This is a genomic window from Gemmatimonas groenlandica (genome assembly GCF_013004105.1).
In the GTDB taxonomy this organism is placed as follows: domain Bacteria; phylum Gemmatimonadota; class Gemmatimonadetes; order Gemmatimonadales; family Gemmatimonadaceae; genus Gemmatimonas; species Gemmatimonas groenlandica.
On record NZ_CP053085.1, the window covers coordinates 4,588,970 to 4,606,245 of the forward strand.

Consider the following 17,276-nt stretch of genomic DNA (forward strand, 5'->3'; position numbering starts at 1 on the left):
TTCTGCGTTCTGCACTTTGGTGGGTACGTGCCTCAACCTACTGGAGTGCTCGCCATGACATCGCTCAATGCTCGTGTACGCCGCCGCGCGCTACGCGCGCTGGCGCTGGTCGGTGCCTTTGGCGCCGTCGCGTTCTCGGCCGCCTGTGTCTTCTACCGCACGGAAGTTCGCGCGGTGGAGCGACCCACGGCCGACGCCCCGACGTTCATCAAGTCGCCGCTCAAGGCGCATCTGAAAGACGGCAGTATCGTCGTGTTTCGCAACGGCGCCACCGTGACGCGCGAAAGTCTCACCGGCGAAGGCCGTCGCTACACGCTGCAGAACACGACGTCGCGTGTGTACGACCGCGTGCCGATGGACAGCGTGGTCGGGGTGGAGACGTTCGAGAACAAAGTGAACGCTGCGCCCACCGTGGCGGCGTCGATCGCCGGCGCGGCGCTTGGTGCCGTAGCGGCCGCCGTGCTGGCCGTCGCGATCTTCGGCTCATGTCCCACCGTGTACGCCGACACCGGCGCTACCGGTGAATTGCAGGCCGAAGGCTTCTCGTACTCCATCGCGCCGCTCATGGAACAGCGCGATGTCGATCCGCTGCGGGTGCGCGCCGACTCCACCGGTCGCGTGCGCCTCGAGCTCCGCAACGAAGCGCTGGAGACACACTACATCAATCACATCGAGCTGCTGGCCGTGCGGCACGCGACCGGTGCGCGCATCGTGCCCGATCAGAGTGGACGTCCGGTACTCGTGTCGGGATTTGCCGATATCGATAGCGCCACGGACCGCGCGGGACGCGACGTGCGCAGCACGCTGCAGTCGCGCGACGGCTCGCTGTACGCCACCGACCCGCGCATCATGCGCGACGCGCGCTTGGGTGATCTCGACGACTGGATCGACGTGCACGTAGGCGAGCTGCCCGCCGGCGATTCGGTGGCCGTGGTCCTGCGCCTCCGCAATTCGCTGCTCAACACGGTGCTGCTGTACAACGGTATGCTCGGAGGACGCGATGCGGCCGACTGGCTGCACGAAGGGCTTGGGCATTTCGGCACGACGGCCGAGATGGCGCTCTGGAATCGCCGCACGATGGGGCTGCGGGCCACGGTGGACGGCGTCAGCCGCACCGATGTCGTACACGGCGCCACCGCGCGCCTGGGAGACGTGGGGCCGATCGCCTTTCGCGACGTCGCACTCGTATTGCCGCGCTCGGCCGTGAACGCCCGCACCGCACGCATTCGCTTGGCATTCGTGGCCGACAATTGGCGCATCGATGAAGTGCGCGTGGCGGGCACGGTGTCACGCCCTGCCGTGACCACACTCGCCGTGGAACGCGTAGTGGTGCCCACGCCCGCTGTGGGTACGGCGCCGGTGCTCGACACCGCGGCCGTTTCAGCCATCGCGGCCGCCGACACGCGCTACCTCGAAACACGCCCCAGTCAGCGCATGGTGCTGGAGTTCGCGCGTGATCATCGAAGTGCGCGCGAGGCGTCGCCCTCTGCCGACTCCACCACGACGTACATGATCGCGTGGCAAGGCTGGTATCGCGAATGGATTCGGGGCGACTGGCTGGCCAATCCCACGCGCACCGAACCGTTCAAGCCCGGTGATGCCGCCGTGCTGACCGCGTTGCGGCGCTGGAGCGAGCGCAAGGACAGCTTCGAGCGTGAATTCTACGCGTCTCGTATTCCCGTTCGGTAAGGAGCGCGCCATGACCTCGTACATGAACCGCAACATTGTGCGCGCCCTCGCGTTGTTCGCGTGCGTACTCCTGTCCGCCTGTCGCTTCGGCACCAAGCCGGGTGAAATAGACTGGGTGGTCTCTCCCGAAGGCGCGCGCATTGCCCTGCGCGTCGTCGGCGAGACGCAGGATCGCATGGGCGAACTGCTCTCCGTCGACAACGAACATGTCCTCATGCGCAGCCCTGAAGTCGTCGAGGGCGTCGAGCTGCGCCGACCCAAAATCACCCGCGTGGCGTGGAGCCGTGTCTACGCCATCGACGTCGATCAACTGGGTGGCGCATACGACGTGGTGCGAGGTCAGCGTGTCGCCGAGGAAACACGTCGCAAGCTCGCCCTGATCAGTCGCTTCCCGCAGGGCGTTTCCCTGGAGCTGCTCACGCGATTGCTGGCGGCCGACAAGCAAGCCGCCGTAGAGGAGATCAAGTGATCGCAACCGCCCTTACTGCTTTTCCCGTCCGTCGTCGCCCTTCGGTGCCACCACCTGCGGCCTTACCGTCGGATACTCGATGCCCAGCTGTTCCATATACGTTTTGAACTTCGTGGGGTCGTAGTAGAACTTCTGCAGCTGCGTCTTGTAGCGCGCCATGATGTCGGCGTTCAGGTACGTTGGCGGCATGTCCTGCGGGCGGATGAATGGCGTGTACGTCACGTTCTTCGTCTGCACGTTCTTGAAATAATCCCACGCGTCGGCGACGACCTTGGGTGTGAGCATGATATCGAGCATCGTGAGCGCCTGCACCTTGGCGCCGGCCAGGGCGCCCTTGTGCGCGATCGGCGTCGCCATGGCGATCGCGTTCGCCCAGTTGTGCCCCGGCAAGCCCGGAATGTTCGACGGATAGCGCAGCGTGATCGTCGGCATGTTCCATGACACGTCGCCGATATCGTCGGATCCGCCACCCATCCAGTTCTGCGGCGTCTCGGCACCACGCAGTTCCTTGTTCACCTGCTCGGACAAGCCGAAGTCGGGTGAACCGAGTTCCTTCTGAATGCCCTTCGCCAGCGTCTGGTCCTTGTCATCCCACTTCGGCATGCCCACCGTCTGCACATTGGCGTGCATCGCCTGCGCAATCGGCTTGCTGAAGTGTCCCGACCAGCCCGAGCCCAGAATCAGAATCGTATCGAGCTTCGTGTCGGTCATCATCGCGGCACCCTCGGCCACCTTCTTGCCGACTTCGAACAGCGCCATCGTGCGCGGATAGTCCTGCTCGCGGAAGTAGAACCAGATGCTCGCCGTGCTGGGAACCACGTTCGGCTGATCACCGCCGTCCTTGATCACGTAGTGCGAGCGCTGCTGCAGCCGGAGATGCTCGCGCTTGTACTCCCACCCCTGTCCCATCAGCATGACCGCGTCGAGTGCGCTTTTGCCGCTCCACGGCGAACCGGCCGCATGCGCGCTCGAGCCTTTGAAGCGGAACTCGGCCGACAACAACGCGCTCGAGCCGCTGGCGCCCCATGACACGCCGAGGTCGTTGCCGACGTGCGTGAACAGCGTGACGTCGGTGTTCTTGAAGATTCCGGCACGCACGAGGAACGCCTTGCCCGCCATCTGCTCTTCGGCGATGCCCGGCCACAGCAGCAGCGTGCCGTTGATCTTGTCGCGCTGCATGAGCTGCTTCACCACGATCGCGGCCACGATGTTCACGGCCTGTCCCGAGTTGTGTCCTTCACCATGACCGGGGCCACCCGTCACCATCGGATCCTTGTAGCCCACGCCCGGCTTGTTGCTGGCCTGCGGAATGCCGTCCACATCGGAGCCGAGAGAAATCTCCGGCTTGCCCGTGCCGTAGCTCCACTTGGCCGTCCACGCCGACGGGATACCCGCCACGCCCTTCTCGATGGTGAAACCTTCCTTGGCCAGCAGGGTCGTGATGTAGCGTTGCGACTCGAATTCCTGGAAGCCGAGCTCCTGGAACGAGAAGAGCATGTCCACGATCTCCTGCACCTGCTTGGCGCGGGATTCGACCATCACCAGCGCTTCGGCCTTGAGCTTCTCCAAGCGGGGGTCGACGGGTGCAGCCGCGGTGGTGGCGGCCGGCGGGGTCGCTCCCTGGGCCAGCAGCGCGGGCGCAGAGGCCGGCACAGCGGCTAGTGCCGAGAGGCCGGCAACGAGGGAACGGGTACTGCGAAAGCAGTCGCGAAAGCGGGTCGGATGCACGGCGGACTCCCAAGGGTGGTCGGCGAATCTCAGACAGGGCTCGCCCGTGGCCGGCAGCAAACCGGGCACGACAGACGAACCCCGAAATTACGTTTCACGCGGGGAAACCGCTCGGTCCGGCCCCCCGTACGGTCACCAAGATGCCCGTTTTGGTCGTGATGTCCTCGTCTTATCCCGTTCCCCGGTTCATGCGCTCTCCGAATTCGCTCCGTGTGGTCGCCCTGATTGGGGTGATGAGCCTGATCTCAGCCGCGAGCCCCGATTCGCTGTTCGGCCAGGCGCAACCCAAGCCGCCGGCCAAGCGCGACACGCTCACGGCCGAAGAACGGACCGCCGCGCGGGAAGCCACCCGCGACGCCCGCTCCATCGCGCGCCGGCAGCTCTCTCCCGACAGCGTGGTGCGACGCCTACGAGCCGACTCGGCCAGCGCGTCGGCCTTCAGCGACCCCGAGGCCAAGCTCATACTGACGCGGGCCCGTGAAGCGCGTACACGGCAGGACAGTGCGCTCCGGGCCTACAAGGCCACTGCCACACAGCGCATTTCGATGGGCATGGGTGCCAAGCGGTTGGGGCTCGAGAAGCTGTTGTTCCGTGGCGACAACGTGGCCGAGATCTCGTGGCGTCGCGATGTGGGTGTGCGGGTGCGGCCGATCGGGTCGCGCATCACCGTGCCGATGGCCTCGAGCTCGAGTGGCGATTTCAGCAGTGCCATTTCCATTCCGTACTTTCCCGGACGCGAGTCGCTCTGGTTTCCGAGCAGCAACTTCGGCGTGGTGAAGAGCGATATCGACGAGCGTGAAGTCATTCATCCGCTCGCGAACGGCGCCGAGACGTACTACAAGTATGCCACGGGCGACTCGGTGGACATCAAGCTCGATGGTGGTCGGGTGATCAAGCTGCGCGAGTTGCGCATCACGGCGCGTCGGCCCGACTGGCGGGTGTTCGTGGGCTCGTTCTGGTTCGATCGTGACGGTGGTCAGCTGGTGCGCGCGGCGTACCGGTTGGCGATGGACCTCGAGATCTGGGATGTCGCGTCGGAAGAGAATGAAGCCGACAAGAAGGTGAGCCGGGAAGCCGACCGCCTGCGTGATTCGATTGCGCGTGTGCGTATGCCGCGTGACCTGTATGTGAAAGACTCGATCCTGCGCGCACCGGCGGTGCAGGCGCGGGCAAAGGATGAGAACAGCGACGAAGACGTGCCGGTGTGGGTGAAAGCCACGTTCCGTCCGGCCAAGGCCAAGCTCGACGCCATCTCGGTGGAATACGGCTTGTATCAGGGCAAGTTCTGGCTGCCGCGCGCGAACAGTGCCACGGCGAGTATGCAGCTGGGCTTCGTGCGCACGCCGTTCAGCATCGACGAGAAGTTCACCTACGAAGACGTAAACGGCGACTTCTCGTTGGCGGCCATTCCGGCGGCGCGACTCAGTGGTGCGGCCGGTGATTCGAGTGCGCGGGATACGACGGTGATCACGGGCGGGAACGATGTGAACATCACCGTCGGTGGTGGCAGCGATAGATCGGGCAAGGCCACAAAGCCGGACACGACGAAGATGTCGACGTCGGCGCGCGCGCGATACCGGGCGTGTCAGAAAGATTCCACCTACACGCGGGTGGAGTCGCGCTACGAAGGCGCGTTGCGCGTGGCGTACGACATGCCGTGCGATGCGTCGAAGCTGGCGAATTCGCCGGCACTGCCGCCGGCGGTGGCGTCGGACGAAGAGCTGTTCGACATCAAGAGTCGCGACGAACTGTTGTCGGCACTGGATCTGTCGTTGCAGCCGGGCTGGATGCCGCAGATGCCGACGGTTCGCCTGGGCTCCGACTTGCTGCGTTTCAACCGCGTGGAAGGCTTCTCGGCCGGCGTGAACGTGTCGCAGGTATTGGGCGCGGGTTACACGCTGAACGCGGTGGGCCGCATTGGCCACGCCGACCTGCATGCGAACGGTGAACTGAGCCTGGCGCGCAGTAATGGCGCACGCACGGTGACTGCGACGGTATACCATCGCCTCGCCGCCACGAATCCCGAATGGGGCGGGGGACTGAGCTTCGGCCCGAGTTTGCCGGCGTTCATCTACGGACGCGACGAGGGGTTCTACTACCGCACGATGGGCGCCGAGTTGGGCGAGCGTCGTGAGCGCCGTCGTGGGGCGTTGGAGTACAAACTGTTCATCGAGCGGCAGTGGACGGCGGGCGACACCGACGTGGTGAACACCTTCTCGCTGGCGAAGCTCATTGCCGACCGCCGATTCCGTCGCAACATCGAGTCGGAAGCACTCAGCGTGACCGGTGTGTCGGGCATGTACTCGCGTGTGTTGCTGGAGCGACCGAAGGGGCTGCGTTTCACGACGGTGCTCAACGGCGAAGCGGGCACCGGCACCTTCCAGTACGCGCGCGCATCGGCGGAAGGCACGGCGACGCGCCCGGTGGGACGATTCTCGACGGCGCTCACGGGCGCGATCGGCAGTTCACTCGGTGATGTGCCGCGTCAACGCGGATGGTTCTTAGGGGGAGTGCGCACCGTGCGAGGACAGATCGCCGGGACGCAGGACGGTGATGCGTTCTGGCTTGCGCGCGCGGAGGTCGGAACGAAGCAAGGCTTCTTCAGACCGGTGGGATTCTTTGATATCGGCTGGGCGGGAAGTCGTGATGCGTTCGGAAAGACGCAGCCGCAGCGTGGGGCCGGTGTCGGGTTTGGTGTGCTGGACGGATTGATTCGCGTGGACTTCTCGCGCGGGTTGTATCCGCTGAAGCAGTGGCGGACGGATTTCTATTTGAGTGCGGCGTTGTAGGGGGGGGGCGCGGCGCGCGCGGGAAGGCCGGCGCGATTGTGCTTGCGGGTGCGTGCGGCGCGTTGGGTCGATCGGCCTAACGCGCTTCGTGTGTCGTGGCGCGGTGCGCTATGGTGCTGACCCGTGGGGACTGGCGACGTGACCAAGCTTGCGGGATTGTCTGATGGGCGGCAGTGCTTGGCGACCTCATCGCGATAGGTCGGTCGAGTGAATAGAGGTTCGGTGGTTGCAGGAGCCAACTCGTACACGAATACACGAGCAGACGAAAAGAGCGCTTCGCGGTCGCGGCGGCTGATCAACACGGATCTCGCCGTCGGAATCGGCACGTTAGCGTTGGCGACGTGGTTGCGTGTGAATGCGCGGTTAGCGCAGCTTTAATGGGAGCACAGGTGAAAAACTGGCTCTGGCTGCCCGGCGGCAGTTCGTCCGCGATTCTCGATCAGGGCAAGCCGGTAAAAATCAAAAGTGACAAGCGATGAAGGCAATGGTGTTTGCGTGGGCACTCAATTTCGTCATAGGTCTGACTCTCCTCGCCGGCCCTACCGCAGCTGACGCGCAGGCCAAGGCGCAAGCCGCCATGCGCGTCAAGTCGTGGAATTCCGTCGTTCTCTTCAGGCTTCGTGACGCGAAGGGCGAACAGATACCATTCGACTACTCGGCGGGAGTTGCGATTCTTTCGAATGGCTCGGTGTTGTTCGGCGATCAATACGAGCCCCGAATCGTCTTGGCCGACTCGACCGGACGCTTCGTCGCGGCAGCAGGTCGAAAAGGTGGCGGTCCGGGCGAGTTCGAGGCGCGATCCCGAGTGCTGCGTCTGCGCGGCGATTCGATTGGTGTTCACGACGGAATGTTACGACGATTGTCGATCTTCGACTCGAAACTCACGTTTGCCAGAACCGAACTGATCCAGGAGTTCTCTCGAACAAGGGGGTTTAACTCGGTTCAGGGGCAGTTCGCCGACGGGTCGATGGTGATGTTGCATCGCCCGATGATGAGCTTCTCCTCAGCAAATGTCGTGCGCGAGGTGCAGTACATCTTGTACGTGAGCGACCGGGGCGGGAAGTTCACGCAATTCAACTTGCCGCTGTCACGCGAACTGCAGGTAAGCGCGGGCAACCGCGGAACAGCGATCAAGGTCCCGATGACGAGTATTAGCGGTGTAGCCGTTTGCGAGAATGGCTTCGTGACAATCGCAGACGGGAGGATCGAAGTGCACGACGCCTCCTTCAGGCTCCTCTTGACGACTCCATACCGCGGTCGGATCGACACGTTGTCTTCGGCTGAACGAACGCAGCTGATCCAGGTCCACAGTGGCGGCTACGAGAACACAACCTTCCAACGCAAGATCGAAGAGGCGTTGGATGCAGAACAACCTCGACGACTGGTGCGTTACTCTACGCCGTTTGTTTCAGCTGACGGAATGCTGTGGTTCCGGGCAGGGGATGATGCCGAGGGCCGTTTCATGAGGACGACCCTGCGTGGAGAAATCATTGATACGTTGTACGCACCGTAGCAAATCCTGCATGCCGACAAACGCATTTCGGTAGCGTCCGGACCGTTCCCTGAAGGAGAGGATGCACCCGTAGTCATCGTGCGACAGAAAGCTGCCGAAACGCGACGCAAGGCGATTCCGCTGTCCCCCGTCGGTCGGTGCAATTCGCTGGTGACCTACTAGGCCCTCGCGACGAGATGTCGAGGTGAATTCGTGAGATCATCACACCCGAGCGCGAGGGCGTGAGTGGTTAGGCAGAGCGTCGCGTCGATTCAGACTTGGTGTGGGAAGTCATCAAGGACCGAATCCCCGCGCTCGAGCGGCACCTGAGGCGCATCGGCACCACCTAACACTGAGGCGTTATGCGCACTCAGGTGGGTTGCCTGACCGCTGTCCTTTTGGTACGTTAAAACGTACGTTTTTTGGTACATAATCTCAGGAGCCGTATGTCGAAGCTCAGGCCGAGTCGTGATATCCAGCCGGTGACGGAGTTTCGCGCCAATGCCGCGCAGTTCATCGAGCAGGTGCAGGCGACTGGCGAACCCGTGATTCTTACCCAGCACGGCCGGAGCGCCGCCGTGCTCCTCGATGTCGAGTCGTACGAGGGAATGCTCGACGAGCTGGCGCTGTTGCGCGACGTACGCCAGGCCGAACAGCAGGTGGCGGCCGGAAAGACGGTGACGCACGCGGCGGTTGCTAAGCGGCTTCGGGCGCGACTCGGGCGATGAAGGTGGTCTGGTCCCCGCTGGCAGAGCAGCGGGCGCTCGAGGCCGTGGAGTATATCGCGCAGGATCGACCGCGGACGGCGGCGGTTTGGCTTGAGGGACTGCTGGAGCGTGTGAGCCAGCTCGACCGATTCGAAGAGCAAGGCCGCGTGGTGAGTGAAATCGGCATTCCGGCCTATCGGGAGATCCTGCACGCGCCGTATCGCATCATCTATCGCGTCGACGCGTCACGTGTTGTGATTCTGACGCTCCGGCATGTGCGGCGTGCGTGGGACCCCGCAGAAGTCGACGACGCATAACGTTTCGCTGCAGCAGAGCGCAGCGATCGGCCGACGCCGCCATCGTGAATCGCAACCCCGGAGGCGACCATGGCTAAGCCGATATGGTTTGGGCAGCTCGTTTGGTCGAAGGCCAGGAACATCGGAACGCTCGATCCAGTCGTTATCCCGCCAGGATCTGGACTCTACGCATTCACGGCGGACGCGGGAGAGCTAACCGCTGGCAACGTCCTTTACGTCGGCACGGCAGACGGCGCTCGACAGACTCTGCGCACTCGCCTTCAGGTCTACTTGCGCCGCCTCGCTTGCACGCCGAGTGCCCCGCCACCAACTCATCCAAACGTGAAGGCAAACGCCTCGACCCCTGCGTCGAGGAACTCGATCTCGAAGAGCCGATCGGAGATACCCGTCGCCTGCCGAATGAGCTGATACATCCGTGGTTCGACCACGACACCATTGCCGTCAGAGTCGACATCACCCCCGTGCGCCGCGCCTGGAGACTGTCCGTCGATTCGCACGCGAAAACGCACCGCCTTATCGCGCGCGACGGGCCCCATCACGAGATGCACATCACGCGCGTGGAACCGATAGACGATGCGTCCGTTCGACGCATGCAGTACCGCCGCGTCGCCCCGCACCGACCACTCGCCCGAGAGTGACCACTGATTCAGCCTCAATCGTGAGGGCACCGTAAAACGCCGCCGCTCCCCTAGGATCAGCTCATCGGGTGACGCGAAGGTGCTCGCACGATTGGCGCCGAGGTACGACTCCGGCGACTTGAGATTGCTCCAGTCGGCCGCCGCCTCTACGCCAGGCCCGGTGATGTCTCCTACGGGGCGATCTACCTGCTTGGCGCCTGCTTCGGCAAGGAGCTCGCGGATCACGGCTTCCGACCGCGCGTAGCCGCCTTCGCCGAACTGGCGATGACGTATGCGCCCTTCTGCATCTGCGATGTAGAGCGCTGGCCAGTACTGGTTGTTGAAGGCCCGCCAGATAGCATGATCGCTATCGACCGCAATAGGGTAACCCACGTTCAGGCTCAGCGCGGCGCGTCGTACGTTCTCGACGTGCTTCTCGAACTCGAATTCGGGCGAGTGCACACCGACCGTCACCAACCCGTCTCGCTTGTATTGCTCGGCCCATGCGCGAGTGTACGGCAAGGTGCGCAGCCAGTTGATGCAGGTGTACGTCCAGAACTGCACGACGACGACTTTCCCAAGCAGCCCCGGCGACGACAGCCCCGGTGAGTTGAGCCACGCGGTGGCTTTGTCGAGCGATGGTAAGCTGCCATGGCTCAGTGGGAACGCCGTGCACGCAAGCCGCGAGGCGGACGAGCCAAACAGACCGAGTCGCGTAGCAGCCAGCGTCGAAACAGCGCTGCGAAGCAGACGACGGCGAACCTCGCTGATGTGATCGGACATGGGTAATCGCTCCTCCGCACGCGCGGCGTTTACACGAGGTCTACAGCTTCTCATTTCACCAGAACCAACAGCGGCTTTCCCTTTTCCACGGTGTACGTCGCGAGCTCGGCGCCGACGCTGCGGCCGACATTCTTTGCCGAATGAGGGGTGCCTGCTGGAATGAACAGCACCTGGCCTGGATGAAGGGTCACAGGAGGTTGACCTTCGAGCTGATACTCGAGCGTGCCTTCGATCAGGTATACCATCTCTTCGCCAGGATGTTTGTGCTTGGGCGCCGTGAACCCCGGCGCCACTTCAACGCGCGCCTGAATCACTTCGCGACCAGCTGTGCTGAGATCATGCCGCAGCAGGTCGATGCGCTTCACTCCTGTCTGCTGCGTTGGCCGGATGTTGAGCGCCGCGGCGCCAGCAGCGAGGACCGCAACGACGGCGAGTCTTATCATTGGAATCTCCGTAGAACACGACGAGTGGAAGTGATGCCCTGCCAATGGCATCGCGAGTGGAGAGCGCACCACACGCCATCACGTTGTGTGGTGCGCTGCAGGGCACCGTTACCGCACTTTCTTGAACGCCGCACGCACTTCTGTCGCGAAGAGCGCAGGTTCTTCCCACGCGGCGAAGTGCCCGCCGCGATCGACGGCGTTGAAGTAGGCAAGGCCGGGATACACGGCCTCAGCCCAACTGCGTGGGGCAGCCCAGATCTCTCCGGGAAACGTCGTGAAGCCCACGGGCACCTTCGTTGGAGGCGGAGCCATGGCGGCAGCAGGCGACGCGAGAAACTGCCCGAGTTCCCAGTACCACCGTGCGGACGACCCACCGGTGCCGGTCAGCCAATACAGGGTAATGTTGTCGACGATGGCTTCCCGAGTGAGACCGCCGGTCGGCTCGCCGCCCACGAACGCGCGCGAGATCTTGTAGTAGCTGTCGGTGTCATGATCGAGCAGCCACGCGGCAAGTCCGGCCGGCGAATCGAGCAGCGAGTAGCCGATGGTTTGCGGCCTGGTGGACTGTTCCAGGAAGTAGCCAAAGCCGGTCGCCTTGAACGTCGCCAATGCTTTGTGCGCCGCGCGTTCCTCATCCGACTTGGCCGGGAGTCGATCGGCGATGCCTGTCGCGCCAGCCAGCAGGTTCACGTGAATGGCGCGCAGTCCCTTGGGCCCCTGCCGCGCCATGGCGTCTGTGACCGCGGCACCCACATCGCCCCCCTGGGCGACGTACTGCGTGTAGCCCAGACGCGCCATCAACTGTGCCCATGCGCCGGCGATGCGCCCGGAGTCCCAACCAAGCTCGCTGGGCTCACCGGAGAACCCGTATCCGGGCAACGATGGCAGCACCACGTCGAACGCGTCGCTCGCACTCCCGCCATGCGCCGTCGGATTCGTGAGTGGATCGATGACCTGCAGTAGCTCGAACACCGAGCCAGGCCACCCGTGCGTCATGATCAGGGGCATCGCGTTCGCGTGCTTTGACTTGACGTGGATGAAGTGAATGTCCACCCCGTCGATCTTCGTCACGAACTGCGGAAATGCATTCAACCGTGCTTCGGCCTTTCGCCAATCGTACTCCGTCCCCCAGTACTTCACGAGCGCCTTGAGTGTCGCGAGTTGCACGCCCTGCGTACGATCAGAGACGAGTTCCTTGTTGGGGAAACGTGTTGCCGCGAGGCGTCGGCGAAGGTCGGCGATGTCCTTCTCCGGAATGTTCGCCCGAAACGGGCGGACGGCTGCTTCGTTGATGTTGCCTGCGGCGCCCTTCGAAACTTCCAGCGTCTGTGTCATGTCGGTGCCTCGTTGGGCGGAGTTGGTGAGTCGTGCTGTGCTCGTCCGGTGTGTGGTGGTGGCCGGGCGATGCTGGCGTGTCGCGGTGGACTGGACCTGCGCTGACATCGAGGTGGACAGCGAGGTGGACATCGTGACCGCGAGCCCGAGTGCCCAGATGCAGGAACGCGCGGTGCCATCGCGGACGCGCGTGGTTGGGTTCGCATCGACGTGCGAACCAGTGCCGAGTTGGACCATGTTGACGTCCTCGTGAAAGAGGTGCTCCGCGACGCGCCGCTACGAGATGTGGTGCGCGAGGCGTGCTAGCAGTCTGGGCCCATCAGCTTTTTCACGAATCCAACGGACAGTTGGACTTTCCCTCAACCGAACGACGTATCAGTCGTGTGCGGGGAGGTGAATGATCCCGCGCTTGAGCGCGATGGTCACGGCACCGGTGCGGTCGGGTGCGCCGAGCTTCTGGAAGATGTGGAGGACGTGCACCTTGACCGTCGCTTCCGTACAGCCAAGCGCTGCGCCGATCTCCTTGTTGCTCAATCCCTTCGCCATTTGCGTCAACACGTCGACCTCCCGCTCGGTGAGGTCCACGCGCGGTGTGGCATCGGCGAGCGTCTCGGCTATGACGGAGGGAATGGCGCGCATTCCTGCATGCACCCGACGGATGGCATGCACGACATCCTCCGCGACCATGTCCTTGAGCAGGTACCCGCGCGCGCCCGCCGCCAAGGCGCGGTGAATATCAGCGTCGCCATCCCACGTGGTGAGCGCGATGATACGCGCGTCGGGAAAGGCGCCGACGATCGCGGCTATCGCGTCGACACCGCCCATCACCGGCATGCTGAGGTCCATCAGCGTCACGTCCGGCCGGTGCGCACGGAACGCATCGATTGCCTCGCGTCCGTTGGCGGCTTGCGCAACGAGCTCGAAGTCCGGATACGCGGCAATCAGCGCGGAGAGGCCACCGCGATAGATGGGGTGATCGTCCACCGTCAGAAGACGAATCGAATTGCTCATGCTGGACGCTCATGCGGCCGACGCTCATGGACAATACGTCGTTCGTTGTATCTCACCCTGGGCTCGTGAGCGGAAGCTCGAGCGTCACGACGGTCCCTCCACCAGGGTTGGCGCGCAGTTCGCATCGACCTCCCGTCGCGCTGGCGCGGTCGCTCATCCCGCTCAGTCCGAAATGACCATTATGCCTCGCGACTTCCGCCTGCTCGGGGGTGAACCCTCGCCCATCGTCCCGCACTTCGAGACGAACGGTCTCGGGCGTGAACGCGACGTGCACTTCGATACGTGTGGCATCGGCATGCTTGACGGCGTTCGAGATGGCCTCGCGCCCAATTCGGTATGCGGCATGTTCGATCGAGGGCGCGAGGCGGCGTCGATTCCCCGATGACTCCACTGAGGTCTGGATCTGCATACCCGCGGTGCGCTCGCGTATGCACGTCTCCAGCGCCGCAGGAAGGTCTTGGCCGCCGAGCTCCGTCTCGTGCATGTCCCACACGCTCTCGCGTGCTTCGCGCAGCGAATTGTGCGTGAGCCGCTGTACGCGCATGAGTGTTTCGGCTGCAATGTCAGGTCGCTCCGGCAGTGCCAGCTCCGCGGCCTTGATCTCGAGTGCCACGCCGGCAAACCCCTGCAACAGGGTATCGTGAAGGTCCTGCGCAATGCGCGCACGCTCGGCGAGCTTTGCTTCGTACTGCCCTCTGAGCGTTCGCTGCGATATCATGTGTCGTCGACGCTGCACCGCGACGGCCGACGTCGCGCCAATCGCGCCGATGAGCATCACGACGGCAATGCGGAAGAGGATTGTCTGATACCATGCAGGCAGTACCTCGAAGCTCAAAGGTGCGCCCGCCTCGTTCCATTCGCCTTCACCGTTGCGCGCGCTGACTTGGAACGTGTACTTGCCGGGCCCGAGCCCATTGTAGTACGCGCGACGACGAGCACCGACGTCATGCCATGTGGAATCCTCGCCGTCGAGTCGATAGCGGAATTGCATTCGATCGGGTCGCGCCAGATTTGCCGCCGTATAGTCGATCTCCAGGTCACGGCCACCGGGGGGAATGATCACCGCTTCAGACATCAAGAGATCACGCCCATCCATGCGGGCCGCCTCGATGATCGCCGGGAACTCGCGGCGGCGTGAGAGCCGTCTCGGATCCAGGTTCGCCAGGCCGCTGTCCGTCGCGATCCAGATCAGCCCGTCTGCCGTTGCCGCGACGCGTGGTCCTTCGAAGGCGAGAAGCGATCCGGGAAAGCCATCGAGTTGGTCGAAGGTGCGATACTGCAGAGAATGTGTGGAATCATTCAGCGCACGATTGGCCTCTCCATCGATTAACCGTAGCAGACCCGACTTCGTCAGCATCCACCAGGTGCCCGCCGCGTCGGTGACCACGCCGTTGACCGTGCGGCCCGGAACGCCTCTCCGTTCGGGAAGGGTGCGGAAGCCGCGCGCTTCGAGCTTGGCAAGCCCCGCCTCGCCGGTGAGCCAGATGTCGCCCGCGCGATCCTCGAACACGCTGCTGGCGCCGCGCGGCGCCGTGCCATCTCCCACGCGAAACGTGCGCCGCACACCACGTTCGTAATACGAAACCTCGTCACGATGCAGGTTCCAGATGCGGCCTTTGCGATCGAGGTACAGGTAGCCTCGGTCTGCCTTTTCGTCGATCTTCGTGACCTGGACGAGCGTGTCGCGAATGGTTCGCATCAGCCCGTGGTTCAGGTCAAATGCCCAGATAGTCCCGGAGTCGTCTACGACCATGTCCGCGAGGCGCAGATTTGGGACGTGACGGATCGGCACCAGCTTGAATGCCTTGCCCTGAAGGCGCCGAACGTCCGACACCACTGCGGCCCAGAGACTCCCGGCCTTGTCCTGAAACAGGCGAGTGGGAAAGTATGCCGTGTCGGTATCCGCGATGGCGCTATCGATGGCTTCGCGGGAGTGCGGCGTTTGTCGGAGAAATCCGTTGGCGTTGTACGTGGCGCTCCACACCGACGAGTCACGAACTGCGAAAATGGTTCGCGGTCGCGGTGAGCCGGATATCGGGTACGGTGTAAAGTCCCCTTCCCGGAAGCTTTCGAGGCCACGGGTCGTGCCCACCCAGATATTTCCCTCTCCATCTTCGTGGAGCGCATACACGATGTCGGATCCCAAGCCATCCTTCGTCGTGTACTGCTCCGCTTCGGGGCCGAACTGCGCGACTTGTCGGCCGCCGAGCCGGTCGGGATAGAGGACGCGGCGCAGGCCGTCGCCGGCACTGCCGACCCAGAGACTCCCCCTGCGGTCGATAACCAGGTTGAACGTTCCGACTTTCACCTCGCTGATGGGTTGCCGAGCATCACCGCGCGAGAGTGTATGTGCGCTGCGTTGGAGTTCCGCCATCCAGATCGCGCCATCCCTGGACTCGGCGAATGCGGCAGGCGCAGGCCCGCGAAGGAGGGGCGTGCCCGCATCCGGGAAGTGCGCGGCTCCGGCGGGTAGATGGACAACTGCCCTTTCGGTCTGTGCCCAGAGTCCATCCTTGCTATCGAACCACACCGCCTGCGACTGCGTGCCCGGGAATCGCAGTTCTGCTCCGACGTCTTTCCATTTCCCCGCGTCGAGGCGAGACAGTCCCTTTTCGGTTCCCGCTATCACGGTGCCATGACTCGACTCGGCAATCTGGTAGGCCGCCGGCAGCCCTTCCTTCTTTCCGTACGTGGTCAGCCGCCCACCTGCGAGATGGCCTGCGATGCCGCCGCCCCATATAATCCACAGGCTCCCGTCGTGGGCTGTCAACAGGCTCAGCACCGGTCCGGACGGCAACGTGTCGCCGCGTTGCGGAGCGTAAGCAACGAAGCGCACGCCGTCGTAGCGCACCAGTCCGATGCGTGCTCCAATCCAGAGGTAGCCATCGGGTGTGTGCGCCAACGCTCGTATTCCGGCTGGCGCGCCGTCTCTCAAGGACCACTTCGTATGAATTAGCTGCCCGATCGGACGCGGTGGCGTTGAATCAGCCGACTGCACTCCGATGAGGATCGCCGCAATGAGTGGCAGCACTGTCTTGCATGGTCAGGCGTGAACCAAGTGACGTAGCGACCGCGAGCAACTGCGGTGGAAAATTTCGTTCGTGAACGCGCCACGCACCAGTGCGCCGATCAGACGTACGGTGTGGATGAGTTCGCCTCGCTCGGTGCGCTCTCGGTCCCCAACGCTTTCTTTGAGTGCAGTGCAATACATACCTGTGATAATCACGGAGTCGTGGCATGGAACTACCGGACAAGCTCGATGAGCGTCGGCTGGTGAGGGTTACCGGTACGTTACCGCTTACCCATCACGTCAGCGATCAAGAACAGCTCAACCATCATCTCGTGCGCGCCACGTTGGCGCCGATGGTCGACGGGTACGCGCAATTGCTCGAGTTCAGCGGCTTTCAGGCGCTCGTTCGATTCCCTGGTCCGACGCGTCCACTTCGTGGCGATGCACCGGAGCCCTTCCAGTCGTGGGAGTGGTCCGGCAACGACTTCGTCCGATTGTTCTTTGGTGTCGGCGGCGAGCTACCCCGGCTTATCGGGGTCAGCACGTTCGAGGGCGCCGAAGGCGTTGAGATAGACACGCACCCCTTTCAACTACTGCGCGGCTATGATGCATCGCGCCGCTGGTTTGTAGCGCGCCTCGACGGATACTTGCGAGACACCGTTGAGTTGGAAGTGTTCATCGTCGCGCCAACTGCCGAGCGACGGGACCAACTCGTGGCAGGTGTCGCCACCTTGCGCGTGGTCGCGTCGCCAAACGAGCATAGCTAGCATCCGCAGCCGTCGAGAGTAGCGCGGGACCGCGCGCAATGCTTGACGCGAGCGCCCGTTCCTCTGCACACTGTGACGGATTCTCATCCGAACGGCAGTGCCTCTCTGAATCGGCCCGT

The 17,276-nt window shown here is 63.5% G+C and carries 13 protein-coding genes; 7 read left to right on the top strand and 6 right to left on the bottom strand.

Annotation, left to right across the window (positions count from 1 at the left end; all coding sequences use genetic code 11):
- The first annotated feature begins 54 nt into the window (after nt 1-54).
- Together HKW67_RS19650 and HKW67_RS19655 are read left to right on the top strand one after the other, a co-directional pair.
- Nucleotides 55-1,689, top strand: coding sequence for a hypothetical protein (locus tag HKW67_RS19650; protein ID WP_171227007.1), 1,635 nt, complete (start codon nt 55-57; stop codon nt 1,687-1,689).
- A 10-nt stretch (nt 1,690-1,699) separates the two neighbouring features.
- The gene (locus tag HKW67_RS19655; RefSeq protein ID WP_171227008.1) at nt 1,700-2,158 is read left to right on the top strand and encodes a hypothetical protein; all 459 of its coding nucleotides are present in this window, start codon (nt 1,700-1,702) and stop codon (nt 2,156-2,158) included.
- A 12-nt stretch (nt 2,159-2,170) separates the two neighbouring features.
- Here the strand turns inward: HKW67_RS19655 and HKW67_RS19660 are convergent, their stop codons facing one another.
- Nucleotides 2,171-3,886 (bottom strand): zinc-binding metallopeptidase family protein, encoded by a 1,716-nt coding sequence (locus tag HKW67_RS19660; RefSeq protein WP_206044506.1) that lies wholly within the window; start codon nt 3,884-3,886, stop codon nt 2,171-2,173.
- A gap of 233 nt (nt 3,887-4,119) precedes the next feature.
- Between HKW67_RS19660 and HKW67_RS19665 the strand changes: the two genes are divergently transcribed.
- The 4 genes from HKW67_RS19665 (at nt 4,120) to HKW67_RS19680 (ending at nt 9,191) form a co-directional block, all read left to right on the top strand.
- Nucleotides 4,120-6,675 (top strand): BamA/TamA family outer membrane protein, encoded by a 2,556-nt coding sequence (locus tag HKW67_RS19665; RefSeq protein ID WP_171227009.1) that lies wholly within the window; start codon nt 4,120-4,122, stop codon nt 6,673-6,675.
- Between the two features lie 475 nt (nt 6,676-7,150).
- The gene (locus HKW67_RS19670; protein WP_171227010.1) at nt 7,151-8,188 is read left to right on the top strand and encodes an NHL repeat-containing protein; all 1,038 of its coding nucleotides are present in this window, start codon (nt 7,151-7,153) and stop codon (nt 8,186-8,188) included.
- Nucleotides 8,189-8,613: 425 nt separating this feature from the next.
- Nucleotides 8,614-8,895, top strand: a complete 282-nt coding sequence (locus HKW67_RS19675) for a type II toxin-antitoxin system Phd/YefM family antitoxin (protein ID WP_171227011.1) — start codon at nt 8,614-8,616, stop codon at nt 8,893-8,895.
- On the top strand, nt 8,892-9,191 hold the full coding sequence (locus HKW67_RS19680) for a type II toxin-antitoxin system RelE/ParE family toxin (RefSeq protein ID WP_206044507.1): 300 nt from the start codon (nt 8,892-8,894) through the stop codon (nt 9,189-9,191). Before HKW67_RS19675 ends, HKW67_RS19680 begins: the two co-directional genes overlap by 4 nt.
- Before the next feature lie 311 nt (nt 9,192-9,502).
- On the opposite strand, the gene HKW67_RS19685 is transcribed toward HKW67_RS19680, so the two are convergent.
- The 5 genes from HKW67_RS19685 to HKW67_RS19705 form a co-directional block, all read right to left on the bottom strand.
- Nucleotides 9,503-10,591 (bottom strand): redoxin domain-containing protein, encoded by a 1,089-nt coding sequence (locus HKW67_RS19685; RefSeq protein WP_206044508.1) that lies wholly within the window; start codon nt 10,589-10,591, stop codon nt 9,503-9,505.
- Between the two features lie 50 nt (nt 10,592-10,641).
- Nucleotides 10,642-11,034: a cupin domain-containing protein gene (locus tag HKW67_RS19690; protein ID WP_171227758.1), complete on the bottom strand. Its 393-nt coding sequence runs from the start codon at nt 11,032-11,034 to the stop codon at nt 10,642-10,644.
- A gap of 108 nt (nt 11,035-11,142) precedes the next feature.
- Complete coding sequence (locus HKW67_RS19695) at nt 11,143-12,369, bottom strand: epoxide hydrolase family protein (protein ID WP_171227759.1); 1,227 nt, start codon at nt 12,367-12,369, stop codon at nt 11,143-11,145.
- Nucleotides 12,370-12,744: 375 nt separating this feature from the next.
- Entirely contained in the window at nt 12,745-13,380 is a 636-nt protein-coding gene (locus HKW67_RS19700; protein WP_171227014.1) for a response regulator, read from the bottom strand.
- Between the two features lie 52 nt (nt 13,381-13,432).
- Nucleotides 13,433-16,282: a sensor histidine kinase gene (locus tag HKW67_RS19705; RefSeq protein WP_171227015.1), complete on the bottom strand. Its 2,850-nt coding sequence runs from the start codon at nt 16,280-16,282 to the stop codon at nt 13,433-13,435.
- Between the two features lie 335 nt (nt 16,283-16,617).
- On the opposite strand from HKW67_RS19705, the gene HKW67_RS19710 reads away from it, so the two are divergent.
- Entirely contained in the window at nt 16,618-17,157 is a 540-nt protein-coding gene (locus HKW67_RS19710; RefSeq protein WP_171227016.1) for a hypothetical protein, read from the top strand.
- Nucleotides 17,158-17,276: the final 119 nt, after the last annotated feature.